Annotated in this window: 22 protein-coding genes and 4 tRNA genes; 5 read left to right on the top strand and 21 right to left on the bottom strand. The window is 57.0% G+C overall.

All coding sequences use genetic code 11. The features are described from left to right. Positions 1–165 precede the first annotated feature (165 nt). The 4 genes from KO536_RS00005 to KO536_RS00020 all read right to left on the bottom strand — a co-directional run bounded on the left by KO536_RS00005 (position 166) and on the right by KO536_RS00020 (position 577). Positions 166–241: transfer RNA gene (locus KO536_RS00005), tRNA-Gly, on the bottom strand. 5 nt (positions 242–246) lie between these two features. After that, positions 247–322 (bottom strand) — tRNA-Glu (locus KO536_RS00010). Positions 323–423: 101 nt separating this feature from the next. After that, positions 424–499: transfer RNA gene (locus tag KO536_RS00015), tRNA-Gly, on the bottom strand. Positions 500–501: 2 nt separating this feature from the next. After that, positions 502–577: transfer RNA gene (locus KO536_RS00020), tRNA-Glu, on the bottom strand. A 332-nt stretch (positions 578–909) separates the two neighbouring features. Between KO536_RS00020 and KO536_RS00025 the strand changes: the two genes are divergently transcribed. Beyond that, positions 910–1,668, top strand: a complete 759-nt coding sequence (locus KO536_RS00025; protein WP_219260692.1) for a hypothetical protein — start codon at positions 910–912, stop codon at positions 1,666–1,668. A 218-nt stretch (positions 1,669–1,886) separates the two neighbouring features. Here the strand turns inward: KO536_RS00025 and KO536_RS00030 are convergent, their stop codons facing one another. Then, a complete protein-coding gene (locus KO536_RS00030) occupies positions 1,887–2,231 on the bottom strand; it encodes a YggL family protein (protein WP_019827656.1) in 345 nt (114 codons plus the stop codon). A 232-nt stretch (positions 2,232–2,463) separates the two neighbouring features. Here KO536_RS00030 and dacB point away from each other — a divergent pair, with 232 nt between their 5' ends. Beyond that, positions 2,464–3,930 (top strand): D-alanyl-D-alanine carboxypeptidase/D-alanyl-D-alanine-endopeptidase, encoded by a 1,467-nt coding sequence (gene dacB, locus KO536_RS00035; RefSeq protein WP_219260694.1) that lies wholly within the window; start codon positions 2,464–2,466, stop codon positions 3,928–3,930. A 138-nt stretch (positions 3,931–4,068) separates the two neighbouring features. On the opposite strand, the gene rlmKL is transcribed toward dacB, so the two are convergent. Beyond that, a complete protein-coding gene (gene rlmKL, locus KO536_RS00040) occupies positions 4,069–6,339 on the bottom strand; it encodes a bifunctional 23S rRNA (guanine(2069)-N(7))-methyltransferase RlmK/23S rRNA (guanine(2445)-N(2))-methyltransferase RlmL (protein ID WP_133075701.1) in 2,271 nt (756 codons plus the stop codon). A gap of 540 nt (positions 6,340–6,879) precedes the next feature. On the opposite strand from rlmKL, the gene rmf reads away from it, so the two are divergent. Continuing rightward, positions 6,880–7,095 carry a ribosome modulation factor gene (gene rmf, locus KO536_RS00045; protein WP_095003125.1) on the top strand — a complete coding sequence of 72 codons (216 nt, stop codon included), beginning with the start codon at positions 6,880–6,882 and terminating at the stop codon, positions 7,093–7,095. A gap of 116 nt (positions 7,096–7,211) precedes the next feature. Here rmf and KO536_RS00050 read toward each other — a convergent pair whose 3' ends face one another. The 9 genes from KO536_RS00050 to ppsA all read right to left on the bottom strand — a co-directional run bounded on the left by KO536_RS00050 (position 7,212) and on the right by ppsA (position 16,245). After that, positions 7,212–8,237: a quinone-dependent dihydroorotate dehydrogenase gene (locus tag KO536_RS00050; protein ID WP_133075702.1), complete on the bottom strand. Its 1,026-nt coding sequence runs from the start codon at positions 8,235–8,237 to the stop codon at positions 7,212–7,214. Between the two features lie 122 nt (positions 8,238–8,359). Continuing rightward, complete coding sequence (locus KO536_RS00055) at positions 8,360–9,337, bottom strand: OmpA family protein (protein ID WP_048358833.1); 978 nt, start codon at positions 9,335–9,337, stop codon at positions 8,360–8,362. A gap of 106 nt (positions 9,338–9,443) precedes the next feature. Continuing rightward, entirely contained in the window at positions 9,444–10,034 is a 591-nt protein-coding gene (gene sigX / locus KO536_RS00060) for an RNA polymerase sigma factor SigX (protein ID WP_029611289.1), read from the bottom strand. A 91-nt stretch (positions 10,035–10,125) separates the two neighbouring features. Beyond that, complete coding sequence (locus KO536_RS00065; protein WP_016779913.1) at positions 10,126–10,950, bottom strand: mechanosensitive ion channel domain-containing protein; 825 nt, start codon at positions 10,948–10,950, stop codon at positions 10,126–10,128. 2 nt (positions 10,951–10,952) lie between these two features. Next, positions 10,953–11,198, bottom strand: a complete 246-nt coding sequence (locus tag KO536_RS00070) for a hypothetical protein (protein ID WP_019827671.1) — start codon at positions 11,196–11,198, stop codon at positions 10,953–10,955. 63 nt (positions 11,199–11,261) lie between these two features. Beyond that, positions 11,262–12,257, bottom strand: coding sequence for a CorA family divalent cation transporter (locus tag KO536_RS00075; RefSeq protein ID WP_133075703.1), 996 nt, complete (start codon positions 12,255–12,257; stop codon positions 11,262–11,264). 24 nt (positions 12,258–12,281) lie between these two features. Beyond that, the gene (rraA, locus tag KO536_RS00080) at positions 12,282–12,773 is read right to left on the bottom strand and encodes a ribonuclease E activity regulator RraA (protein WP_133075704.1); all 492 of its coding nucleotides are present in this window, start codon (positions 12,771–12,773) and stop codon (positions 12,282–12,284) included. Positions 12,774–12,822: 49 nt separating this feature from the next. Beyond that, the gene (locus KO536_RS00085) at positions 12,823–13,767 is read right to left on the bottom strand and encodes an alpha/beta fold hydrolase (RefSeq protein WP_219260695.1); all 945 of its coding nucleotides are present in this window, start codon (positions 13,765–13,767) and stop codon (positions 12,823–12,825) included. A 102-nt stretch (positions 13,768–13,869) separates the two neighbouring features. After that, positions 13,870–16,245, bottom strand: coding sequence for a phosphoenolpyruvate synthase (gene ppsA, locus KO536_RS00090; protein ID WP_219260696.1), 2,376 nt, complete (start codon positions 16,243–16,245; stop codon positions 13,870–13,872). 176 nt (positions 16,246–16,421) lie between these two features. Here ppsA and KO536_RS00095 point away from each other — a divergent pair, with 176 nt between their 5' ends. Further along, positions 16,422–17,240 (top strand): pyruvate, water dikinase regulatory protein, encoded by an 819-nt coding sequence (locus KO536_RS00095; protein WP_133075707.1) that lies wholly within the window; start codon positions 16,422–16,424, stop codon positions 17,238–17,240. Positions 17,241–17,360: 120 nt separating this feature from the next. Here KO536_RS00095 and prpD read toward each other — a convergent pair whose 3' ends face one another. The 6 genes from prpD to KO536_RS00125 form a co-directional block, all read right to left on the bottom strand. Then, positions 17,361–18,845: a 2-methylcitrate dehydratase gene (gene prpD / locus KO536_RS00100; protein ID WP_219260697.1), complete on the bottom strand. Its 1,485-nt coding sequence runs from the start codon at positions 18,843–18,845 to the stop codon at positions 17,361–17,363. 133 nt (positions 18,846–18,978) lie between these two features. Next, the gene (gene prpF / locus KO536_RS00105) at positions 18,979–20,169 is read right to left on the bottom strand and encodes a 2-methylaconitate cis-trans isomerase PrpF (RefSeq protein WP_133075709.1); all 1,191 of its coding nucleotides are present in this window, start codon (positions 20,167–20,169) and stop codon (positions 18,979–18,981) included. 47 nt (positions 20,170–20,216) lie between these two features. Then, positions 20,217–22,808 (bottom strand): Fe/S-dependent 2-methylisocitrate dehydratase AcnD, encoded by a 2,592-nt coding sequence (gene acnD, locus KO536_RS00110; protein WP_219260698.1) that lies wholly within the window; start codon positions 22,806–22,808, stop codon positions 20,217–20,219. A 158-nt stretch (positions 22,809–22,966) separates the two neighbouring features. Continuing rightward, entirely contained in the window at positions 22,967–24,094 is a 1,128-nt protein-coding gene (prpC, locus tag KO536_RS00115; RefSeq protein ID WP_219260699.1) for a 2-methylcitrate synthase, read from the bottom strand. Positions 24,095–24,242: 148 nt separating this feature from the next. After that, the gene (prpB, locus tag KO536_RS00120) at positions 24,243–25,130 is read right to left on the bottom strand and encodes a methylisocitrate lyase (RefSeq protein ID WP_133075712.1); all 888 of its coding nucleotides are present in this window, start codon (positions 25,128–25,130) and stop codon (positions 24,243–24,245) included. Further along, positions 25,127–25,849 carry a GntR family transcriptional regulator gene (locus tag KO536_RS00125; protein WP_133075713.1) on the bottom strand — a complete coding sequence of 241 codons (723 nt, stop codon included), beginning with the start codon at positions 25,847–25,849 and terminating at the stop codon, positions 25,127–25,129. Before KO536_RS00125 ends, prpB begins: the two co-directional genes overlap by 4 nt. A 281-nt stretch (positions 25,850–26,130) precedes the next feature. Here KO536_RS00125 and KO536_RS00130 point away from each other — a divergent pair, with 281 nt between their 5' ends. Next, positions 26,131–26,667 (top strand): ATP-dependent zinc protease, encoded by a 537-nt coding sequence (locus KO536_RS00130; protein ID WP_219260700.1) that lies wholly within the window; start codon positions 26,131–26,133, stop codon positions 26,665–26,667. The last annotated feature ends 3 nt before the right edge of the window (positions 26,668–26,670 follow it).

Consider the following 26,670-nt stretch of genomic DNA (forward strand, 5'->3'; position numbering starts at 1 on the left):
GGGGACTCGAACCCCTGTTACCGCCGTGAAAGGGCGGTGTCCTAGGCCACTAGACGAAGGGGACGTTGCCCGAAATGTACATGTACATTTCAGTGCCAGATCACTAACTAATGCTAATGTCTTGGCTTTCACTCAACCTCGCCCGAAAGCGAAGCTGCTTAAAAATGGAGCGGGAAACGAGACTCGAACTCGCGACCCCGACCTTGGCAAGGTCGTGCTCTACCAACTGAGCTATTCCCGCAATAATGGCGTCCCCTAGGGGACTCGAACCCCTGTTACCGCCGTGAAAGGGCGGTGTCCTAGGCCACTAGACGAAGGGGACGTTGCCCGAAATGTACATGTACATTTCAGTGCCAGATCACTAACTAACGCTAATGTCTTGGCTTTCACTCAACTCCGCCCGAAAGCGAAGCTGCTTAAAAATGGAGCGGGAAACGAGACTCGAACTCGCGACCCCGACCTTGGCAAGGTCGTGCTCTACCAACTGAGCTATTCCCGCAATGGCGTCCCCTAGGGGACTCGAACCCCTGTTACCGCCGTGAAAGGGCGGTGTCCTAGGCCACTAGACGAAGGGGACACACTACAACTTCACTGGTTACATGCGTTTGGCTGTTCGCTTTACGCTGCAATTGGCGCGCATTCTAGGGATGGATTTGAAAGTCGTCAACCCCAATATGAAAATATATTGAAATCAATGACTTCCCTCTTCTCTCGGCGCTTTCCTACGCAGTATGTCGACCAACTCTTGGCGCCTATATTCCGTCACCCTACAAGGGGTTATGATGGCCCGACCTCAGTGATGGCAGATTGCTGCCCGCCTATTCCCAGCCTCTCTATATAGACAGGCACGCCGACCTCACCGAGACAGCGCACCCACATTCAGAAGAGGTTTTAACGTTGACGCCCTCCATGATCGCCCTGCTTGTCGTCGTCGGGATCGCACTGCTGATCGCAATCGTCTACATGAACCATGTAGTGGAAAACAACAAACTGGAAAAAGCCCGACTCAAGGTCGAACTCAACGACCGCATACGTCGCTGCAGCGAAGTCAACGAGACCTTTCCCGGCCAGTTGATGTTCCCTGCCCTCAAGCTGCTGCTCACGCGCCTTGAGCTCAATGCCACGCAACGCCTGCTGCTCCTGCAAAAATCCAGTGCGGCTTTAAAAGCACAAGTTGCAGAGCTTAACGGGCTGATTGCCAAAGGCGAGTCTATCCCCGTCAACAACCCGCCAAACCCTGTCCTGAGCGAAGCAAAAGCCAAAGACGTGCGCTTTTTGCTTGAAACGCTGCACGGGCAAATTACCCGGGCGGCCCAGGATGGTTTTTTACCGACCAACGAAGCCAAGCAGTGGATCAAAGAGATTCGTAATTTGCTGGTCGTGCTGCATATCGAATTTTTCAACAACCTGGGCAAGCTCGCCCTGCAAAAGAATCAGCCCGCACAGGCGCGCCTGGCTTTTGAGCGCGCGGTGCAATACTTGCGCAAGCAGCCGGTACCCGCCATGTACAACGCACAAATCAAGGACTTCGAGACCCAGCTTGCACGCGCCAACGCACAGGTGCTGAACGCACTTGAGCCGACCACGGGTGAAGTCAATGAACTGACTGAAGGCTTGAAAACCGACGACGCGGATGCTGACTGGAAGAAGAAAGCCATTTACGACTAAGGCACCCAAAATGGGTGATCAATACCGCTCTTGTGGGAGCGGGCGTGCTCGCGATCAAAAGCGAGGCGACGTGTCTGACCGAACACGTTAGTGGCACCCACGAAAAATCACGCAGATCAGTGCGGGCAATAAAGTGGAAGGAAATGCTGCAAAACCCGGGACGGGTCAGAGGGCGTAACACACAAAGGCAGCCGCTCGGGCCGCCTTTGCGTTTGACGTCAGGCTACCGGATTGATTGGCTTTTCCGGGTACCACACGTCCAACAGCGGGCTAACTTCAACGCTGCTCAGCTCTGGGCGCGCTTTCAACCAGGATTCAACAGCTGCACGCTGTTCTTCGCTGACCGAGCCGCGCTTCTGCAGGCAAACCAGACCGTAGTCGTCGCCGCCAACATAACCCAGGCCGTTAGCTTCCATGGCTTGCGCCAGGAAGTCTGCCAGGAATGCATCGATAGCCTCTTCCGACAGGTCTTCTTTGAAATCCAGGTTCAGCTCAAAACCCAACTCCTGAAATTCATCAACGCACAGTTTTTTGCGCAGACGCTGGGAACGATTAGTAGCCATTGAACAATCCTCTTAAGTAATAACGGGCGGCACTTTAGCAGCTTAAGGCAACGCTTGCCCGGTTCCGTGTGAACGGTTCATCGTTTTCTATACTTAATCCGCCAAACCCTGTTACAGGTGGATGCACAAGCCCAACAACCTTGGGGCATAATGCCAACACTTTTAAGACCATTGAGGGAACTTTTCATCATCCCTCTTATTTTTTTCCCTCGCCTGCAGGGTTTTACTTCTTATGATCAAATCTTTACGGCCATTGCTTCTTGCCAGTCTTCTTTTGCCACTGGCCTTCGGCGCCAACGCCGCCCCTGTCAACACAACGCTCTCGCCCAAAGTTCAGCAAGCACTCAAAACCAATAAACTGCAGAACGACGCACTGTCATTGGTCCTCCTGCCGCTCAACGGCCCGGGCATTCCAACCGTATTCAATGCCGATGTATCCATGAACCCGGCCTCCACCATGAAACTGGTGACCACTTACGCGGCCCTGGAAATGCTCGGCCCCACCCATCAGTGGAAAACCGAGTTCTACACAGATGGCACCCTGAACAACGGCATCCTGCAAGGTAACCTTTACCTCAAGGGCGGCGGCGATCCCAAGCTGAACATGGAAAAACTATGGCTGTTGATGCGCGACCTGCGCGCCAATGGCGTGCAACAGGTAACCGGCGACCTGGTACTTGATCGCAACTTCTTCAATCAACCGCAATTGCCCGTCTTCAACGACGACGGCAACGATAAAAACAAACCCTTCCTGGTCAAGCCCGACTCGCTGCTGGTCAACCTTAAAGCCTTGCGCTTCGTGGCCCGCAACGACGGGGGCAAAGTCCTGATATCAGTCGAACCACCGATTGCCAGCATCAAAATCGACAATCAGGTCAAGGCCGTCAATGCCAAGCAATGCACCGGTGACGTGCGCTACAACCCGGTACCCCAAGCCGACGGCTCGGTACTCGTCACCGTGAGCGGACAGCTGGCCGACGGCTGCAACTCGCAAACCTACTTGTCCCTGCTTGATCACGCGACCTACACAGCCGGCGCTGTACGCGCCATCTGGAAAGAGCTGGGCGGCAGCATTCAAGGCCAGGACCGCCAGGCCGGCGTGCCGAAGAACTCGAAACTGCTGGCACGGGCATTCTCTCCGGATCTGGCCGAAATCATTCGCGACATCAACAAATACAGTAACAACACCATGGCCCAGCAGCTGTTCCTGAGCCTGGGCGCACAGTTTCGCAACGACGCCGACGGTGACGATGCCAAAGCTGCACAGCGTGTAGTACGCCAATGGCTGGCCAAAAAAGGCATCACCGCACCCCATCTGGTCATGGAAAACGGTTCCGGCTTGTCCCGGGCCGAACGCGTGAGCGCACGTGAAATGGCGCAGATGCTCCAGGCCGCCTGGCAAAGCCCCTACGCTGCCGAATTCATCAGCTCCATGCCGATTGCCGGCAAAGACGGCACCATGCGCAAACGCCTGAAAACCACCGCCATGAACGGCCAGGCTCACATCAAGACCGGCACACTCAATACAGTGCGCGCCATTTCCGGATTTAGCCGCGACAGCAACGGCAATACCTGGGCGGTGGTCGCCATCCTCAACGACCCTCGCCCGTGGGGCGCCTCGGCCATTCTCGATCAAGTGCTGCTCGATCTGTATCGCCAGCCACAAGTCCCCAACAGTGCGGTCTCCATAGCCCAGTAAGGCGTTGACCAGGCAATAAAAAACGCCCCTGATCGCAAGATCAGGGGCGTTTTTTTATGGGGGCGGGCTTGCTCGCGCTGGCAACACTGCGAGCTGCCCATCGAGAACAAGCCCGCCCCCACCCTTACAGCACCGGTATTACCGGGCCATGATTTTCCAGGCACGGTGAATTTTGCTGTTGCGGGCAAAGTCCGGATCAATGGTGCTGGCGGTTATTTCTTCCACGGCATAACGCGCTTCCAGATTTTCATCGAGGATGAATTTGCGGAAGTTGTTCGAGAAATACAGCACCCCACCCGGCGCCAGACGCGCCATGGCCAGATCCAGCAACTGCACGTGATCGCGCTGCACATCGAAGATCCCTTCCATGCGCTTGGAGTTGGAGAAGGTCGGCGGATCAATAAAGATCAGGTCGTACTCTTCACGACAGGCATCCAGCCACACCATCACATCGCCCTGCTCCAGGCGGTTTTTGTCCGAAAAACCGTTCAGAGACAGGTTACGGCGCGCCCAGTCCAGATAAGTCTTGGACAAGTCGACGCTGGTGGTGCTGCGAGCACCGCCCTTGGCAGCATGGACGCTGGCGGTCGCGGTGTAGCAGTACAGATTGAGGAAGCGCTTGCCTGCAGCCTCTTTCTGAATGCGCATGCGCATTGGGCGGTGATCCAGGAACAGACCGGTATCCAGATAGTCCGTGAGGTTCACCAGCAGCTTCACACCGCCTTCATTGACCTCGGTGAACTTGCCCTGGGCACTTTGACGCTCGTACTGCTTGGTGCCGCTCTGGCGCTCACGACGCTTGACGATCACACGACTCTTGTCGATGTTCAGCGCCTGGGGAATGGCTGCCAAGGCATCGAACATGCGCGCCGAAGCTTTTTCCGGATCAATGGATTTCGGTGCCACATACTCCTGAACGTGAACCCAGTCGTGGTACAGGTCGATCGCCATGGCATATTCCGGCATATCGGCGTCGTAGACACGATAGCAATCGATCCCTTCACGCTTGACCCACTTGCTCAGCGCTTTGAGATTTTTTTGCAGGCGGTTGGCAAACATCTGCCCGCCCTCGCTCAAGCGCGGCTGTTCGATCACCACCGGCACTGGCTTGATCGGGTTGCCGTTCTTGTTGAACTTCTCGTATTTACCTGGCGCTTCGATGTTCGACGGCAGATCGGACTCAGCCTGCTCGCGATCAATCTGACGCTGCTCAGGCGTACGTCGCTCACCCGTCACAAACTGATCCGGCACAACCTTGATCAACAGCAGCTTGCACGGCAACGCGCCGTTCCAGAACGAGTACTGCTTGTGGCTGCGAATCCCCATGCGCTTGCCCAGATCCGGAGCGCCGGTAAACACCGCGGCCTCCCAGTTCAAGCAAGCCTGACGCAGACGCTCGCCGAGATTCTGGTAGAGATAGAGCAAGCTCGCCTCGTCGCCCAGACGCTCGCCGTACGGAGGGTTGCAGATCACCAGGCCTTTCTGGTTCTGGTCCGGACGCGGTTCGAAGGTCGCAACCTCGCCCTGGTAAATCTTGATCCAGTGGCTCAGACCGGCGCGCTCTATGTTATTGCGCGCAGGCTGGATCAGGCGCGGGTCGGCTTCATAACCACGAATCCACAGAGGCGGCTTGGCCATGCCGACTTCTGCACGCTCAGTGGCTTCCTGATGAAGTTTTTTCCAGATAGCCGGCACGTGGCCCAGCCAGGCATCGAACCCCCAGTGAATGCGGTTCAGGTTAGGCGCCATGTCGGCAGCAATCATTGCGCCTTCAACCAGGAACGTACCCACACCACACATCGGGTCAGCCAAGGCAGCGCCTTCGGCTGCCATACGTGGCCAGCCCGAACGAATCAGGATGGCAGCCGCGAGGTTTTCCTTCAGCGGTGCAGCACCTTGCTGCAGACGGTAGCCACGCTGGTGCAAGCTGTGACCTGACAGGTCCAAGGACAGAATGGCTTCGCCGCGATCCAGTCGCAGGTGGATACGAATGTCCGGGCTGATCTTGTCGATGGACGGACGCTCGCCAGACGGCGTACGCAACTTGTCGACGATTGCGTCTTTTACTTTCAACGCACCAAAGTGCGTGTTGTCGATACCCGAACCATGACCGCTGAATTCAACAGCCAGCGTGCCATCCGGGACCATGTGGTCATGCCAGTCAATGTCCAGAACGCCGTGGTACAGGTCTTCCGCATCTTTCATCGGAAAACGCTTGAGCACCAGCAACACACGGTTGGCAAGGCGCGACCATAGACACAAACGGTAGGCAGTTTCCATATCTGCCATGCCACGAATGGCCGAGGTGTGCTCGCGAGCTTCCTCAAGGCCAAGGCCGGTGGCCTCTTCGAGGAGAAGGCCTTCAAGGCCTTTAGGGCAGGTAAGGAAGAGTTCGTAACGATCCGACATGGGATTCCTGAGCTTTTAGCTATCAGTGAAGAGGCAACGCATTGCCTGCTCCGTTTTCAATCAAGCGCTTTTCTTGAAGAGCGCTCGTGTGGCACGAAAATGTGCCGTTCCACCGATGCGTTTTTCATGCCCTGAGGCACGAAGAGTTTAGACGCAGAGGCAGGTCATTCATCGAGAAACAATTGGTCATATTCAGACCCTTCGTCGAATAGTGCCCCAGCAAAACAGGGGGATATTCGCAGCGGAGAATGAAACGCATCATATTTGTAAACACTCGCCCTGACAGGCTTTGGTCGCATTTCGCAGCAGAAAAGCGACCTTACTTATGGCCATAACACCAATATCGTTACGTGCTTATGACAAAACGATCATTCACACGCCTTGGCGCATTGGTTAGAACTCAACTCAGGTTATCGCCGCACAGGCCATAACGAACTGCTCGCCACGCCGGCAGCGAGCACACCAACGGCAGAACACTCTGCCCCGACCTTCAGAAGGTCGACGCTAAATAAAACAGTCAACAAGTGAGGGCAATACCCTATGAGAAGACTTAAGCGTGATCCGTTGGAAAAAGCTTTCTTACGCGGATATCAATACGGTGTTAATGGAAAATCCCGCGAGCTTTGCCCTTTTACTCTACCGTCGGTACGCCAAGCCTGGATTAACGGCTGGCGCGAAGGACGCGGCGACAACTGGGACGGTATGACTGGCACTGCGGGCATCCACAGACTCAACGAACTTCACGCCGTCGGCTAACTCTGGGCAAATCCGACATCACCTCGAAGATGCAATGACTCAACCATGCCGTCCTATCCGGGCGGCGGGCTTCGGCCCAGGGGCTCCTCAGGGAGCCCTTTTTATTGCCTGCCGATTTATGACCGCGCCAAGGCGGAAATGGCATCGACGGATTCGCGAATCAGGGCCGGGCCCTTGTAGATGAAACCCGAGTAAATCTGCACCAGGCTCGCACCCGCAGCGATTTTCTCAGCCGCGTACTTGCCTTCGGTGATTCCGCCCGCCGCAATGATCGGCATACGACCTGCCAGCTCTCCTGCCAGCACCTTGACCGTATGGGTGCTCTTGTCACGCACCGGCGCGCCCGACAGGCCGCCAGCCTCGTCGCCATGTTCCATGCCCTCAACACCTACGCGACTCAGGGTAGTGTTGGTCGCAATGACCGCGTCCATACCCGTCTCAAGCAGCGCCTGAGCCACGAGCACGGTTTCTTCGTCGGTCATGTCAGGTGCGATCTTGATTGCCAGCGGTACGCGCTTACCGTGACGCTGTGTCAGTTCGTTCTGACGCACTTGTAGGGCTTCAAGCAACTGCTTAAGCGAATCGCCAAATTGCAGGCTGCGCAGGCCTGGAGTATTGGGCGAACTCACGTTTACGGTGACATAACTGGCGTGGGCATACACCTTATCCAGGCAGATCAGGTAGTCATCGACCGCGCGCTCTACCGGCGTGTCGAAGTTCTTGCCAATGTTGATCCCCAGAATACCGGTGTACTTGGCCGCCTGAACCCGCGTCAGCAAATGATCAACCCCAAGGTTGTTAAACCCCATGCGGTTGATGATTGCCTGCGCTTCAGGCAGTCGGAAAATGCGTGGCTTGGGATTGCCTGGCTGAGGGCGCGGCGTCACCGTGCCGATCTCGACAAATCCAAAACCCAACTGTGCAAAACCATCAATGGCTGCACCGTTTTTGTCCAGACCTGCGGCCAGCCCGACCGGGTTCGGAAAATCGAGCCCCATGACCTTCACTGGCAGCCTTGCCGGCGCCTTGCACAACAAACCGTTGAGCCCAAGACGGCCGCCCGCACCGATCAAGTCCAGGGACAAATCGTGAGAGGTTTCAGGGGAGAGTTTGAAGAGCAACTGGCGGGCCAGGTTATACATGGGCTGATTGGACTCAATGGGGTACTTGAAGAGTGCGCGATTATAGCTGCGCGGACCGCTAAATCACAGGCAAAGAAAAACCCGGCCTAAGCCGGGTTTTTCTGAACAGCCGAGCTAAATAATTACTTAGCTTCTGCTTGAACGGTCGCTTCTACGCGACGGTTCAGTTCACGGCCTTCTGCAGTTGCGTTGCTTGCAACTGGGTTGGCTTTACCGTGACCGACAGCGTCTACACGGTTAGCTGCAACACCTTGGTTAACCAGGGCTGCACGAACGGCGTCAGCACGACGCTGCGACAGTTTCTGGTTGTAGGCATCGGTACCAACGCTGTCAGTGTAACCAGCAACAGTGGTGGTAGTAGCTGGGTACTGCTTCATGAAATCAGCAACGTTGTTGATATCAGCTGCGTACTGCGGCTTAACGTTGGATTTGTCGAAGTCGAATTTCACGTCAAGTTCAACGCGAACAACTTCAGCGATTGGAGCTTCTGGTTCTGGCTCAGCGATTGGTGCTGGAGCTGGAACTGGAGCAGGAGCGACTTTACCGCCGTTACCGCCGAAGTTCACACCCAGACCAACGGTAGGAGCGTAGTCCCACTTGCCGTTGTCCAGTTTGTAGTCAGCTTCAACGCCAGCACGGGCGAACAGGTTGTCAGTGATGTACCACTTAACACCAGCGCCTGCAGTCAGGAAAGTCGACTGGTCACGACCGCTGTGGCCGTCTGCGATCACGTTGGTCATGCTCTTGTGAGCAACACCGCCGGAAACGTATGGACGCAGAGCGTCGCCTACGGTGCCGAAGTGGTACTGAGCGTTCAGACCAAAGTTGTCGCCTTTGATTTTCTGGTTGCCAGTGCCGTCATTCGAACGGGTGTGGTTGGTTTTGTCGTAGGTCAGGTTCAACGAAACGTCGTCGGTCAGGAAGTAACCGATCGATGCGCCTGGGTTGTAGCCGTCTTCTACGTGCTTGACGCTGTCGTTGTACTGTTTTTTGTAGAACAGTTCACCCTCGACCGCGCCTTGGCCTTGTGCCAGGGCACCGAACGAAGTTGCGGCTACAAAGGAACCAATGGCAATGCCCAAGGTGTTTTTCAGTTTCATCCGTTAAATCCCCATCTGGTGATTGTAAAGCAGTCCCACATACCGGGGGACAACTCGGCGGCAAGTCTATCAGACCTTGCCTACACGTAGAGCCATTTGCGCTGAACTAAGTTTCAGCAATACCTGCAAATTTCTCACGCAATTTATCTAGAGCGCGCTTGTAACGCATCTTTGTCGCACTCAAACCCATATGCATTATGTCCGCGATTTCCTGAAATTCCAGTTCTGCGACAAAACGCAGCACGAGAATTTCCCGATCAATCGGGTTTACATGCACCAGCCAGCGATCAAGTCCGCCCTTTTCCTCAGGTTTCGGCGCCTTTTCTTCGGACGCTTCCTCGAGGGGGTCAATACTTAATGCGTCCATCAAGCGACGCTTTCGCCGTTCCTTTCGATACTGTGTAATGCATTCGTTGTAAGTGATGCTATATAGCCATGTCTTGAATTTCGACTTCCCTTCAAAATTCTTCAAACCGTACAGCACTTTCAGCATGACTTCCTGACAGACATCATCAGCGTCCCTATCGTTCCCTAAATACCTTGAACAAACGTTGAACAAAGTACGTTGATAGCGCCGCATCAGCTCTTCATAAGCACGCGTCACGTGAAACAACTCATCATGCGAGCGCGCCACCAGCTCCTCATCAGAGAGCTCGCGGGGGTCGTAGCGCATGGATAGCGATTGGGCTTTATTCAAAACGAGTTGTGCCAGCAGTCAGGTCAATGTCCGCCGCAGCCTATCAATCATGGCTTTTTTGCGGCGGCGTACATTAGCAGGGTTTGCCGCCTCAGCGACTGGTTACGTGCTGCTCCAACAAGATCCGATTCGAGATGGAGACTAGCTCACCCTCATCGGTCAGCAACGTGGTTTTAACCGTGCCAATCTCTTCGATCTGCCCTTCAACCTCGCCCACACGGACTTCCTGCCCAACTTGATACAGCTCACGCACATAAATGCCGGCAAGTATCTGCCCCGCGATTTCCCGACTGCCCAGCCCCATTGCCAAGGCAATGGCCAGACCAACGGTAATCAACACAATCACAATCACATGGTTCAGGAGGTCGGTTTTGACCTCCAGCTGGCTGATGGCAACCGAAATACTGATGATAATGACCAGGCCTTGAGTCACCCGGCCCAGCCCGCTGGCGTAATCAAAACCGACACTTTCGGCAGCGCCACGAACCAGGCCGTTAAGTACCTGTGCCAGCAGCACGCCGGCCAACAGGACCAGCAACGCACCAAACACCTTGGGCAGATACACTGTCAGCAGGTCAAGCGCAGATGAAACGCGATCAAGACCCAGCGACTGAGCCGCCGAAACCAGGAACACCAGCAGCACAAACCAGTACACGATCTTGCCGATCAGCGTCGAGATCGGCACTTGAATCCCGACCCGTGCCAATATTTTGGTCAGGCCCGTGCCACCCATCAGGCGATCAAGGCCCAATTTGGCAAGCAGCTTGGACAGCAGGGCATCGAGCAGTTTTGCAACCACGAAGCCCAGCAGTACTACCACCAACGCCCCGAAGAGGTTGGGAATGAAGTTCGCAATCTTAGTCCACAAGGCAGTCATTGCCGCGACCAGGCTCTGGGTCCAGACATTCAATTCCATGTTCAATCAGCCTTATCAACAGGGCGAGCAGCAGGTTTGCGCCGCGAAACGGGCGCAATATGAGCTGAACCGCTATTCAAAGCAATCATCAGTGCTTGCATCCAGCGCCCCAGCAGACTGAAAAGATCTCCCGCGCCGACCTGACGGTTGGCGGTTTTCAGTACGCGACCCAGGCAGGCGTCGTCGTCACGATTGGACGTAGGAGCCTTGAGCATTTCACGTAAGGACTGTTCAAACGGATCGTGCATAAGCACCTCTCGGTAAGTCAGTAAAAGACGAAGGCACATTTATCGAGGTCACATCAGGCTCACTCAAAGCCACTGCAGTCGGCGATAAAACCACCACTGCCCCACCCCGATGAGCAGCATCACACCGCACGTCACAGCAAACCCATAAGAGTCATTGGAGAACGGAACGCCCCCCACATTGATCCCCAGTAAACCGGTAATAAACGTGATCGGCAGAAAGATCCCGGTGAGTACGCCGAAGCGATACATGATGCGGCTCATGCGCACGTTCAAACGTCGGTCTTCGGACTCAAGCACCAGCCCCACGCGCTCGCGGGTCAGTTCAAGCTCCTCCAGATAACGGGTCAGGCTGTTGTTCAGTTCGTTCCAGTAGTCGGCATCATCGGCGCTGAACCACGGTAATTTGGTACGCGTGAGCTGGCCGAAAATATCCCGCTGCGGGGCCAGAAAACGACGCAAGGCGGCAGCCCGTCGTCGAACCTGCAAAATGGAGTTGTGGTCAGGGGTATACCGTTCGTCGGCATCTATCTTATCTTCTTCGTCATCGACGATTTCTGACAGATCTCCGATCAAATCCTGCACCTTCAACGTCAGGTGCTGTGCCAGATAAAGAATCAGTTCAGAGGGGGTTTTCGGACCTTCGCCCTGGGAGAATTCACCGAGCAGTTCATCAGTGGCCCGAAGTGGACGCATGCGCAGCGAGATCACTCGCTGCGCGCTGCCAAAGATGCGCAGCGAAACCATGTCTTCAGGCTCTGCACCCGGATTCAGGTTGACCCCGCGCATAAACAGCAGCAGCTCATTGTTGGGGACAGGCACTAAACGCGGACGGGTGTTTTCCTCAAGCAGCAAGTCACAGCTGAAATCACTTAAACCACTCGAGTCACGCAACCAGCTCTGGGTCTGCGGATGACTGCGATCCCAGTGCAACCAGATGCTTTCGTGGGCCTGCAACTGCAGATCGTTCAGCTCGGTACGTGCGATCGGACGCGCACCACCTTCCCCATCCAATACCAGTGCATGCACCAGCCCCCATTGAGCGTTTTCGTCCTCGAACATCCGTGATCCTTAGTGGTATTGCCTTCAGGCCGGTATTTTCAGAGCCGTGGGCGAAATGATAACGCCATTGTTGTCGGCATAAATAAATTCTCCGGGGCGGAACGTGACACCGGCAAACGTGACCGGCACATTCACATCCCCCACACCGCGCCTGATGCTCTTGAGCGGGTGACTGGCCAGAGCCTGCACGCCCAGATCGGTTTGCGCGAGCACATCGACATCGCGGATACAGCCGTAAATCACGATCCCTTCCCAGCCATTTTTCGCGGCTTTCTCGGCAATCATGTCGCCCAGCAAGGCATGGCGCAGAGAACCACCGCCATCAACTACCAGTACTTTGCCCTGCCCGTTGAGTTCGGCCTGCTCCTTGACACGCGAATTGTCCTCGAAGCACTTGATGGTCACGATCTCGCCACCAAAGGAGTCGCGCCCGCCAAAGTTGCTGAACATCGGTTCAAGCACTTGCACTAGCTCAGGGTAGGCATCGCACAGATCGGGAGTGATGTAGTGGTTCACGAGAAAGCTCCTGTTCAGAGTGGGCACAGCAGAGAGAACAACGATAGCACTAAAGTTCGTTCAACCAACTGCGCACCAACGGCCACACTTCCTGCTGGGCAGGCTGGCTGACCAGCATTTCAACATGGCTGAAGTCAGAGCTGAAGCCATGTTCGCGGCCAAGCGCCACGAACCTGCGCTGCTCGCCACCCAACTGATCGAACAATTTGCGGCAAGCCCATTGCGGCGTTTGCCGATCGCCCACGGCTGCCACCACCAGCGACGGGATCTGAACTTCGGCCAGCCCGGCCCACCAATCTCGCTCGGAGTCCTTGAAGCGCCCCATAAAGCCGTTCCAGCGCAGTGTTTCAAGGGCAATGCTGATCGGCTCGTCTTCCGGGCCACGCTTGAGTCGTGTGCCCGACAGTTGCGCAAATCGCTTCAACAACAAATAAGCCCCCCACTGCACCGGCGGGATTTTCAGCGACCAATAACGACGATTGATCTGACAGCCGAAAAACGCTGCCGACGCGACGTCCTTATCGTCCAGATACTGTCCGCCAAGGGCTGCCGCCAAACTGATGGCGCCCTGGGAGTGGCCGATCCAGTGCGCAACTTGCCCGCTCTGCTCACGGACAAACGCTGCAATGGCCGGCAAATCGTACCGGGCGTAATCCGCAACACGGTTCTTGTTCCAGGCAATATTGCGCGACGAAAGGCCGTGACCGCGCATTTCAGGCAGCCATACATCAAAACCGGCACGGGCCAAAAATGCCCCCAACCCTACGCCTTTGGGCGAGTACCAAAAACGCCGGTTGGAAAAGCTGCCATGTAACAGAATGACCGGCACACCACGCACCTGAGTGTCGTCGGCCATGCCCAGTCGAGTGACCACCAGTTCAACGGAAATATCCGAGCTGTTGGCAGGCTTCAAGCGATAAACATCTTCGCTCAGATCGCCCCGACGCTCAGCGCTGATCAGGGCAACGGGAAAAAGGAGACTGCTGCTTTGCATAATGCTCTTGCACAAAAAAGGGCGACTTCACACAGGAACTCGCCCTACTGCCTATAAAGAGCAGGGCAGCCCTGACGGCTACCCTGCTCCTCGCTCAACGACTCAAGCCTGAGCTTGGCCTTCTGCCAGGAAGAACCAGGTTTCCAGCACGGAGTCCGGGTTCAGCGACACGCTTTCGATGCCCTGCTCCATCAACCACAGCGCGAGGTCCGGGTGATCGGATGGGCCCTGACCGCAAATGCCGATGTATTTGCCAGCCTTGTTGCACGCCTGAATGGCGTTGGACAGCAGCTTTTTGACGGCAGGGTTGCGCTCGTCAAACAGGTGCGCGATCACACCCGAGTCGCGGTCCAGGCCCAGGGTGAGCTGAGTCAGGTCGTTGGAGCCAATGGAGAAACCGTCGAAGAACTCGAGGAACTCTTCAGCCAGAATCGCGTTGGACGGCAGTTCGCACATCATGATGATGCGCAGGCCGTTTTCGCCGCGCTTGAGGCCGTTTTCAGCCAGCAGGTCGATGACCTGGCTCGCCTCACCCAGGGTACGTACGAACGGCACCATGATTTCGACGTTGGTAAAGCCCATCTCGTTGCGCACACGCTTGAGCGCACGGCACTCGAGTTCAAAGCAATCACGGAAGTTTTCGCTGATGTAACGCGAAGCACCGCGGAAGCCCAACATCGGGTTTTCTTCTTCCGGCTCGTACAGTTTGCCGCCAATCAAATTCGCGTATTCGTTGGACTTGAAGTCCGACAGACGCACAATCACTTTCTTCGGTGTGAACGCGCCAGCCAAGGTGCTGATGCCTTCAACCAGCTTCTCTACATAGAAGCCAACGGGGTCGTTGTAGCCCGCAATGCGCTTGTCGACGCTGTCCTTGATTTCCTGAGGCAGGCCATCGTAGTTCAGCAGCGCTTTAGGGTGCACACCGATCATGCGGTTGATGATGAACTCCAGGCGGGCCAGGCCCACACCGGCGTTCGGCAGCTGTGCGAAGTCAAAGGCGCGGTCCGGGTTGCCGACGTTCATCATGATTTTGAACGGCAGATCCGGCATGGCATCCACGGAGTTCTTCTTGATGTCGAAGCCCAGTTCGCCTTCGAAGATGAACCCGGTATCGCCTTCAGCACACGACACGGTAACGCCCTGGCCGTCTTTCAGCAGTTGGGTGGCGTTGCCGCAACCCACCACGGCCGGAATACCCAGTTCGCGAGCGATGATCGCCGCATGGCAGGTACGACCGCCACGGTTGGTCACGATGGCGCTCGCGCGCTTCATCACGGGTTCCCAGTCCGGGTCGGTCATGTCCGATACAAGCACGTCGCCTGGCTGGACTTTGTCCATTTCCGACACGTCCTTGATGATGCGAACCTTGCCCGCGCCAATACGCTGGCCAATGGCACGGCCTTCAGCCAGTACCGTACCGGTTTCCTTGAGCAGGTAGCGCTCCATGACATTGCCGGCGCTGCGGCTCTTCACGGTTTCAGGGCGGGCCTGAACGATGTACAGCTTGCCGTCATCGCCGTCTTTGGCCCACTCAATGTCCATCGGACACTTGTAGTGCTTCTCGATGATCATCGCTTGCTTGGCCAGTTCGCTGACTTCAGCGTCGGTCAGGCAGAAGCGTGCGCGGTCGGCTTTATCAACGTCGATCACCTTGACCGACTTGCCGGCCTTCGCTTCGTCGCCGTAGATCATCTTGATGGCTTTGCTGCCCAGGTTGCGACGCAAAATCGCAGGGCGGCCAGCTTCGAGGGTTTGCTTGTGAACGTAGAACTCATCCGGGTTTACCGCGCCTTGTACGACGGTTTCACCCAGGCCGTAGGCGCCAGTAATGAACACTACATCGCGAAAGCCCGACTCGGTATCCAGGGTGAACATCACGCCTGCAGTGCCGGTTTCAGAGCGCACCATGCGCTGTACGCCAGCCGACAGAGCGACCAGTTTATGGTCAAAGCCCTGATGCACTCGGTAGGAAATTGCACGGTCGTTGAACAGGGAGGCAAAAACCTCCTTGGCCGCACGAATCACGTTTTCAACGCCACGGATGTTCAGGAAGGTTTCTTGCTGACCGGCAAAGGACGCGTCCGGCAAGTCTTCGGCGGTGGCCGAGGAACGCACGGCAACGGCCATGTCCGGATTGCCCTGGGACAGAGCAGCGAAGGCGGTACGAATTTCGGCGTTAAGCTTCTCCGGGAACTCGGCTTCCATGATCCATTGACGGATCTGGGCACCGGTTTTGGCCAGGGCATTAACGTCATCAACATCGAGCGCATCCAGCGCAGCATGGATCTGGTCGTTCAAACCGCTCAGTTCAAGAAAATCACGATATGCCTGAGAAGTAGTGGCGAAGCCACCTGGAACTGAAACACCAGCGCCTGCAAGATTACTGATCATCTCGCCGAGGGATGCGTTCTTGCCCCCTACGTGCTCTACATCATGGACGCCGAGCTTATCGAGGGAAACTACGTACTCTACCAAGGTGATCTCTCCACTAACTGTGTTGGAAAAGCTCAGGGCGCTGAATACTCATCATGAGTCATCGCAGCGATTGTGGCCTGGACCCGGAAAATAAGTGACACTGCCTGTCATGTAGCGCGACAAAAGCGCGCCTATCATATCCAAGAATCGTCACCAGCTTAAGGCCCCAGGCGCAAATGAAACGATCTGCTTTCTTTATCTCCGATGGCACGGGCATAACTGCCGAAACCCTGGGCCAAAGTTTGTTGGCTCAATTCGAAAATGTGACCTTCAGCAAGTTCACGCGCCCTTATATAGACAGCGTGGACAAAGCGCGGGCAATGGTACAACAAATCGATATCGCCGCCGAAAAAGACGGTTATAGCCCGATAATTTTCGACACTATCGTCAATCAGGACATTCGCGAGATCCTCGCCACGTCCAATGGTTTCATGATCGACATCTTCTCCAGCTTCCTGGCCCCGCTGGAGCAGGCACTGGGCGAGCATTCCTCGTATTCGGTGGGAAAATCCCACTCCATTGGCCACAACTCCAACTACATGGAGCGTATCGAGGCGGTGAACTTCGCCCTCGACAACGACGACGGCGCCCGCACCCACAAATACGACAAGGCCGACCTGATTCTGGTGGGCGTGTCGCGCTGCGGCAAAACCCCTACATGCCTGTACATGGCCATGCAATTCGGCATCCGCGCGGCCAACTACCCGTTGACCGATGACGACATGGAAAGCCTCAAGCTGCCTGCGGCCCTGCGTGAACACAAACACAAGCTGTTCGGCCTGACGATCGATCCGGACCGTTTGACCGCCATTCGCAACGAACGCAAGCCCAACAGCCGCTACTCCAGTTTTGCCCAGTGCGAATTTGAAGTCCGAGAAGTCGAACGCCTGTTCCAGCGCGAAAACATCCCGCACATCAACTCCACGCATTTCTCGGTTGAAGAAATCTCGGCCAAGATCCTGGTCGAAAAAGGCGTGGAGCGGCGGTTCAAGTAAGTTCTGCATCAACCTGTAGTCGCTGCCGCAGGCTGCGATAAGGACCGCAGGGCCTTCGGCGGCCCTGAGAGCGCGACCGCTTCGCGCTCGATCGCAGCCTTCGGCAGCGACTACAACACTCTAAATCACCAGTAAATCCACAAACTTGTTAACCGGCATTGCTTCCAGCGCTGCCTGATCCTTGCACAGCGCAAAAATCCCGGCACAACGCTGGCCTGCAAAGCGCGTCGCCAGATTGGCCTTGAACTTGTCTTCCAGTAACGGAATACCTTCTGCACGACGCCGACGATGGCCAATCGGGTACTCCACCACCACTTGCCCGGTATGGGTGCCATCACTGAAAAACACCTGAATCCCATTGGCAATCGAGCGCTTGTCAGCCTCCAGGTATTCACGTGTGTAGCGCGGGTCTTCGACCACTACCATTTTTTCCCGTAACTGATCGATGATCGGGTTCGCGGCGTGGAAGTCATCTTCGTATTGCTCCGCTACCAGGTTGCCAAAAGCCAGCGGCACTGCAGTCATGTATTGGATGCAGTGATCGCGATCAGCCGCGTTGGCCAATTTGCCTTGCTTGGAAATGATCCGAATCGCTGATTCATGGGTTGTAATCACAATTTTTTCGATTTCATGCAGCCGATCCTTGACCTGCGGATGCAGTGTCACTGCAGCTTCGCATGCGGTTTGCGCATGGAACTCAGCCGGAAAACTGATCTTGAACAGCACGTTTTCCATCACATAGGTGCCGTAGGGCTGACTCAGGCTGAACTCGCGCTGACCTTCGGGCTTGAGCGCCAGATCCTTGTTGGTATGGCTGAACAGCACATCATAAAAACCCCACTGCGGTGCCGTGAGTACGCCGGGAACGCCCATCTCGCCACGCAACGCAATATCGGCAAGACGCACGCCACGGCTCGACGCATCCCCTGCCGCCCAGGACTTTCGCGACCCCGCATTCGGCGCATGGCGATAAGTGCGCAGCGCCTGCCCATCCACAAATGCGTGGGACAGCGCCGACAGCAACTGTTCGCGATTGGCGCCCATCAACTTGGCGCATACCGCTGTGGAAGCGACCTTGACCAGCAACACATGATCCAGCCCGACACGGTTGAAGGAGTTTTCCAGGGCAATCACCCCCTGAATCTCGTGAGCCATGATCATGGCTTCCAGCACAGCCCGTACCGTCAGCGGCGCTTCACCCTGGGCGATACGCTTTTGCGACAGGTGATCGGCCACCGCCAGGATGCCGCCCAGATTGTCCGAGGGATGACCCCACTCAGCCGCCAGCCAGGTGTCGTTGTAATCCAGCCAACGCACGATGCAGCCGATGTCCCACGCTGCCTTGACCGGATCGAGACGATACGACGTACCCGGCACGCGAGCGCCAAACGGCACCACGGTGCCCTCGACGATGGGCCCCAGGTGCTTGGTGCATTCCGGAAAACGCAGCGCCAGCAGGCCGCAGCCCAAGGTGTCCATCAGGCAGTTACGCGCAGTATTCAGGGCTTCGGGGGAGGTGATGGTGTAGGTCAGGACGTAATCGGCAATGTCCTGCAAAACACGGTCATAGTCGGGGCGGTTGTTGAGGTCGACGTTGGCGCTCATGGGGTGTCTCCAAAGAGTGGGTAGGTGTCGTGTTCCATCCTCAGGGTCAGGGTCGTTGCATGGCAGATCTGAATGCCTGCTCTGAAATACTGATGTCAGTCAGTGGGAGCGGGCAGGCCCGCCCCCACCGGATTTAGAACGAGTCGCCCGGCACCCGCACCCAGCCTTCCATCAACACCCGCGCACTGCGGCTCATGATGGCTTTGGTCACGGTCCATTCGCCGTTGACCTGGCGCGCCTGCGCCCCCACACGCAAGGTGCCTGACGGATGGCCGAAACGCACGGCACTGCGCAATTCACCACCCGCCGCCAGATTGACCAGCGTGCCCGGAATCGCCGCCGCCGTACCAATGGCAACGGCTGCGGTTCCCATCATAGCGTGGTGCAATTTGCCCATCGACAAGGCCCGTACCAGCAAGTCCACATCCTGCGCAGCCACCGGCTTGCCACTGGACGACACATACGCCGCAGGCGGCGCAACGAAGGCGACCTTGGGCGTGTGCTGACGCTTGGCAGCGTCTTCAAGTGTGTCGATCAGTCCCATGCGCAATGCACCATGGGCGCGGATGGTTTCGAACATGGCCAGGGCTTTTGGGTCACTGTTGATGTCGTTTTGCAGCTCCGCACCGGTATAGCCAATGTCCCGTGCGTTAACGAAAATCGTCGGGATCCCGGCATTGATCATCGTCACGTTCAAGGTGCCAACGCCCGGCACTTCAAGGTCGTCCACCAGATTGCCCGTCGGGAACATCGAGCCGCCCGCCCCCTCTTCATCCGCTGCCGGATTGAGAAACTCCAGCTGAACTTCAGCCGCCGGAAAGGTCACGCCATCCAGCTCGAAATCGCCGGTTTCCTGCACGGCACCGTCGGTGATCGGCACATGGGCAATGATGGTCTTGCCGATATTGGCCTGCCAGATACGCACCACGGCCGTGCCGTTATCGGGAATGCGTGCCGCATCCACCAAGCCGCTGCTGACGGCGAACGAACCCACGGCCGCCGACAGATTGCCGCAGTTGCCGCTCCAGTCCACAAATGGCTTGTCGATGGCGACCTGGCCGAACAGGTAATCCACGTCGTGATCGGCATGCAGGCTTTTGCTCACGATCACGGTCTTGCTGGTACTGGAAGTGGCAGCCCCCATGCCGTCGATCTGCTTTTCGTACGGGTCGGGGCTGCCGATTACTCGCAGCAGCAAGGCATCACGGGCTGCACCCGGCACCTGAGCCGCGGCAGGCAGGTCCAGGAGGCTGAAGAACACGCCCTTGCTGGTGCCGCCACGCATATAAGTCGCGGGAATTCTGATTTGCGCTGCATAGGCCATAACACACAGTCCTCTTGAGGCCGGGGCACGTGACCCCGGCGCAGTGATCAAACGGTGGCTGATTCCAGGAAGTCCTGGGCAAAGCGCTGCAACACGCCACCCGCCTCATAGATCGATACCTCTTCAGCGGTATCCAGGCGGCAGGTCACGGGGACTTCGAGGCGCTCGCCATTTTTGCGGGTGATCACCAGTGTCAGGGTGGCTCGCGGGGTGCGCTCGCCGATCACATCGTAAATTTCACTGCCGTCGATCTGCAGGGTTTTACGGTTGGTACCCGGCATGAACTCCAGCGGCAATACACCCATACCCACCAGGTTGGTGCGGTGAATACGCTCAAAGCCTTCGGCAGCAATGGCCTCGACACCCGCCAGACGCACACCTTTGGCAGCCCAGTCGCGGGACGAGCCCTGGCCATAGTCGGCACCGGCGATGATGATCAGCGGCTGCTTGCGGTCCATGTAGGTCTCGATGGCTTCCCACATGCGCATCACTTGGCCTTCCGGCTCGAGACGGGTCAGCGAACCCTGTTTGACCTTGCCGTCCTCGATCACCATCTCGTTGAACAGTTTCGGATTGGCGAAGGTTGCCCGCTGTGCGGTCAGGTGGTCGCCACGGTGAGTCGCATAGGAGTTGAAGTCGACTTCCGGCAAGCCCATTTTCGCCAGGTATTCACCCGCGGCGCTGTCGAGCATGATGGCGTTGGACGGCGACAAATGGTCAGTGGTGATGTTGTCCGGCAGCACCGCCAGCGGGCGCATGCCTTTGAGTGGACGCGCACCGGCCAATGCACCTTCCCAATAGGGCGGACGACGGATGTAAGTACTTTGCGGGCGCCAGTCATACAGTGGCTCGACTTTCGGGCCGGTGTCTTCATGAATGGCAAACATCGGGATGTAAACCTGACGGAACTGTTCGGGCTTGACCGCGGCCTTGACCACCGCGTCGATTTCTTCGTCGCTGGGCCAGATATCTTTCAGGCGGATTTCCTTGCCTTGGGCATCCAGGCCCAGCACATCTTTTTCGATATCAAAACGGATGGTTCCGGCAATCGCGTAGGCCACCACCAACGGCGGGGAGGCCAAAAACGCCTGTTTGGCGTAAGGGTGAATACGCCCGTCAAAATTGCGGTTACCCGACAGTACGGCAGTGGCGTACAAGTCGCGGTCGATGATTTCCTGCTGAATGGCAGGGTCCAGCGCACCGGACATGCCGTTGCAGGTCGTGCATGCAAACGCCACGACGCCAAAGCCCAACTTTTCCAGTTCGTGAGTCAAACCGGCTTCATCGAGGTAAAGCGCAACGGTTTTGGAGCCCGGTGCCAGAGAGGTCTTGACCCACGGTTTGCGGCTCAAGCCGAGCTTGTTGGCGTTGCGCGCCATCAGCCCCGCCGCAATCACGTTGCGCGGGTTGCTGGTGTTGGTGCAACTGGTAATGGCCGCGATGATGACCGCACCGTCGGGCATTTGACCTGGCACTTCGTCCCACTGTCCGGCAATGCCCTTCGCGGCAAGGTCAGTGGTGGCCACACGGGCGTGAGGGTTGCTCGGGCCAGCCATGTTGCGCACGACCGATGACAGGTCAAAGCTCAGGCTGCGCTCGTATTGCGCGCCCTTGAGGCTGTCTGCCCAAAGGCCGCTGACCTTGGCGTAGTTCTCCACCAACTGCACTTGCTGGTCTTCGCGGCCAGTCAGTTTGAGGTAGTCGATGGTTTGCTGGTCGATGTAGAACATCGCGGCCGTGGCGCCGTATTCCGGGGCCATGTTGGAGATCGTCGCGCGATCGCCCAGGGTGAGTGCCGCAGCGCCTTCGCCGAAAAACTCCAGCCAGGCACCCACTACTTTTTGCTTGCGCAGGAACTCGGTCAGCGCCAGCACCATATCGGTGGCGGTAATGCCCGGCTGCAGCTTGCCGGTCAGCTCCACGCCGACGATTTCCGGCAAACGCATCCAAGACGCACGGCCAAGCATCACGCTTTCGGCTTCAAGGCCGCCCACACCGATGGCGATTACGCCCAGTGAATCCACATGAGGCGTGTGGCTGTCTGTGCCCACGCAGGTATCCGGGAATGCCACACCGTCGCGCACCTGGATCACCGGAGACATTTTCTCCAGGTTGATCTGGTGCATGATGCCGTTGCCCGGCGGGATCACATCGACGTTTTTGAACGCTTTTTTGGTCCACTCGATAAAGTGGAAACGGTCTTCGTTACGACGGTCCTCGATGGCGCGGTTCTTTTCGAACGCCTCGGGGTCGTAACCACCGCACTCGACAGCCAGCGAGTGGTCAACGATCAGTTGAGTCGGCACGACCGGATTGACCTGGGCCGGATCACCGCCCTGCAAGGCGATGGCGTCACGCAGGCCGGCAAGGTCGACCAGCGCGGTCTGGCCCAGAATGTCGTGGCACACCACACGTGCCGGGAACCATGGAAAGTCGAGATCGCGCTTGCGATCAATCAACTGGCTCAGCGATGCATTCAGGGTGGCAGGATCGCAGCGGCGAACCAGGTTTTCGGCCAGTACGCGGGAGGTATAAGGCAGGGTGTCGTAAGCACCGGGCTTGATCGCGTCGACTGCCCCACGGGTGTCGAAATAATCCAGCCGGGTGCCCGGTAGTGTTTTGCGAAATTCAGTATTCATTGGCGCAGGACTCGATCACGGTAGTTACAAAAGGGCAAAGGACTCATGTGGGAGCGGGCTTGCTCGCGATGCCGACGCTGGGTTTATCAGTCAAACCGCGTTGATTCCATCGCGGGCAAGCCCGCTCCCACCCTTCAGTCGGCTCTCTGCCTGCTTGATCAGCGACGTTCGATTGCCACGAACTTGCGCTGTTCTACGCCGATGTACTCGGCGCTCGGACGGATGATGCGGTTATTGGCACGCTGCTCGAACACATGCGCCGCCCAGCCGGTCAGGCGTGAGCAGACAAAGATCGGGGTGAAAAGCTTGGTCGGGATTCCCATGAAGTGGTACGCCGAGGCATGGTAGAAATCGGCGTTGGGGAACAGCTTCTTTTGCTCCCACATGGTTTTGTCGATGGCTTCGGAGACCGGAAACAGCACGGTGTCGCCCACTTCGTCAGCCAGTTTTTTCGACCAGCCCTTGATCACTTCGTTACGCGGGTCGCTGTCTTTGTAGATCGCGTGGCCGAAGCCCATGATCTTGTCCTTGCGCGCCAGCATGCCGAGGGTGCCTTCGACCGCTTCTTGCGCCGAGCCGAAGCGCTCGATCATTTCCATCGCTGCTTCGTTTGCACCACCGTGCAACGGGCCGCGCAGCGAGCCGATGGCCGCCGTGATGCACGAATACAGGTCGGACAAGGTCGATGCGCAAACCCGTGCGGTAAAGGTCGAAGCGTTGAATTCGTGCTCGGCATAGAGAATCAGCGACACGTTCATCACTTTGACGTGCAACTCGCTTGGCCTCTTGTCGTGCAGCAAGTGCAGGAAGTGGCCGCCGATGGACTCTTCGTCGGTTACGCAGTTGATGCGTTTGCCGTCGTGGCTGAAGCGGTACCAGTAGCACATGATCGCCGGGAAGGCTGCCAGCAGACGGTCGGTCTTGTCGTGCTGCTCGGAAAAGTCCTTCTCCGGCTCGATATTGCCCAGGAAAGAGCAACCGGTGCGCATCACGTCCATCGGGTGGGCGTCGGCAGGGATGCGTTCCAGCACCTCTTTCAATGCCTGAGGCAAATCACGCAGCTTTTGCAGCTTGGCCGTGTAGGCAGCCAGTTCGGTTTGGCTTGGCAGTTCGCCGTACAGCAGCAGGTAAGCCACTTCTTCGAAGCGGGCATCGGCTGCCAGTTCACGTACGTCATAACCACGATAAGTGAGGCCCGCACCTTCTTGACCTACGGTGGACAGGGCTGTTTGCCCGGCAACCTGGCCGCGTAATCCGGCACCACTCAATACTTTTGCTTCGGCCATTGCGCTCTCCAATCTTGAATTTGTTAGGGATTCGGCAAGTTCTTTATTCAATGTACAGGTGGGAGCGGGCTTGCTCGCGATTCAGGCAACACGGTTTGCCTGAATCATTGCGCTGACCCGCCCGCTCCCACAGGATCACAGCGTCTTGTTATTTCTTTGAGGCAAACAACGCATCGAGCTTCTGTTCGAACTCGTGATAGTTGATGGCGTCGTATAGCTCCATGCGGGTTTGCATGGTGTCGATCACGTTTTGCTGGGTACCGTCGCGGCGGATGGCGGTGTAGACGTTTTCTGCCGCCTTGTTCATCGCCCGGAATGCCGACAGCGGGTACAGCACCAGCGAGACATCAGCGCCAGCCAGCTGCTCTGTGGTGTACAGCGGTGTCGCGCCGAACTCGGTGATGTTGGCCAGAATAGGCGCCTTCACCCGGTTGGCGAACAGCTTGTACATGTCCAGTTCGGTGATGGCTTCGGGGAACACCATGTCCGCGCCCGCTTCAACGCAGGCCGCTGCACGCTCCAGGGCAGACTCCAGACCTTCAACGGCCAGTGCATCGGTACGCGCCATGATCACAAAGCTGTCATCGGTGCGGGCATCGACGGCGGCCTTGATACGGTCGACCATCTCTTGCAGCGAGACGATTTCCTTGTTTGGGCGATGGCCGCAACGCTTGGCGCCAACCTGGTCTTCGATATGAATCGCCGCCGCGCCAAACTTGATCATCGACTTCACGGTGCGCGACACGTTGAAGAATGAGGAGCCGAAACCGGTGTCCACATCCACCAGCAGCGGCAGGTCGCATACATCGGTAATGCGGCGAACATCTGTCAATACATCGTCCAGGCCGGTAATACCCAGATCCGGTACGCCCAAGGACCCGGCAGCGACGCCGCCACCCGACAGGTAGATCGCCTTGAAGCCGGCACGCTTGGCCAGCAACGCATGGTTGGCGTTGATTGCGCCTACCACTTGCAAGGGATGTTCGCTGGCGACTGCATCACGGAAACGCTGGCCTGGACTGTTCTTATTGCTCATGACTCACCTCGTGGAGTGGCTGTCTGCTGGGCGTCGTCTTGGTAGTGACGCGCAATATTGCGTTTCGAGGCGCCGATATGTCGGCGCATCAACAACTCGGCCAGTTCGCCGTCGCGATCGGCAATGGCATCGAGAATGCGGTGATGCTCGGCAAACGCCTGATGCGGGCGATTGGGCGTCGTTGAAAACTGGATGCGGTACATGCGCACCAATTGATACAACTCGCCGCAGAGCATTTGCGTCAGGGTGCGGTTGCCGCTGCCCTGAATGATCTTGTAATGAAAATCGAAGTCGCCTTCCTGCTGGTAGTAGCCGACACCCGCCTGAAACGCTTCATCGCGCTCGTGGGTTTCGAGCACCCGGCGCAAGTCGGCGATGTCTTCATCGCTCATGCGCTCGGCGGCCAGACGACAGGCCATGCCTTCAAGGGACTCGCGAATTTCGTAGAGTTCGATCAGCTCGGCGTGGCTCAGCGACACGACCCGCGCACCTACATGGGGTATGCGCACCAGCAAACGCTGGCCTTCAAGACGATGAATGGCTTCACGTAATGGCCCACGGCTGATGCCGTAGGTGCGCGCCAGTTCAGGCTCGGAGATCTTGCTGCCCGGGGCGATCTCGCCTTTGACAATAGCTGCCTGAATACGCCGGAACACGTTCTCGGAGAGGGTTTCCGAGTCGTCTTGGGTGATCGGGACAGGTTCCAGTGCTTGCAGCATATTGTCGACACCTTGAAAATCAATAGCGCCAAAATTAGCCATTTAGCCGCAAAGAGTCAAAGAATAAATAGATATTGTCGACAATCGCCTAATACGACCTTGGTTTAATCGACAGGACTTGCCCCCGGTTCAAAGCACCCCGGCGCTGGCGCCATAAAACCATCATGTTAGAATGCCGACCGCATCAGCCCTGCCCCCATCCACCGGGCAGCCGCACGAGGAAACTTGCTCTGTACTGCCAGTGCCTTGAACTGAAGATTGCAAGAGACGTGCCCCGATTTATGAAATTTCCCACCATCTACATCCTCACTTGCCTGCTGTGCGTACCGGGCTTGAGCCTTGGCGCCGAAAAAACAGTGTACGGCCTCAATGAATACGCCGAACTCGCAGGCATCAACTTGCAGGTGGCTGCCAAACTCGACACCGGCGCCAAGACCGCGTCTCTCAGCGCACGGGACATCAAGCGTTTCAAGCGTGACGGAGAGAGCTGGGTACGCTTTTACCTGGCCATCGATGATGCTCACTCGCACCCCATCGAACGCCCGCTGGCCCGGGTCAGCAAGATCAAGCGCCGCTCTGGCGACTACGACCCGCAGGCCGACAAGAACTACACCTCACGCCCGGTCATTTCCCTGGAAATCTGCATGGGCAAGGCTTTACGCACCATCGAAGTGAACTTGACCGATAGAAGTGCGTTCCAATACCCGCTGCTGATCGGCTCCGAAGCGTTGAAACGCTTTGATGCGCTGGTTGACCCAAGTCTTAAATATGCTGCTGGCAAACCTGCCTGCGCCGCTAACGCTCAAACCGCAGAGTAATTG

This window comes from Pseudomonas sp. NKUCC02_KPG (assembly GCF_019345465.1).
Classification (GTDB): domain Bacteria; phylum Pseudomonadota; class Gammaproteobacteria; order Pseudomonadales; family Pseudomonadaceae; genus Aquipseudomonas.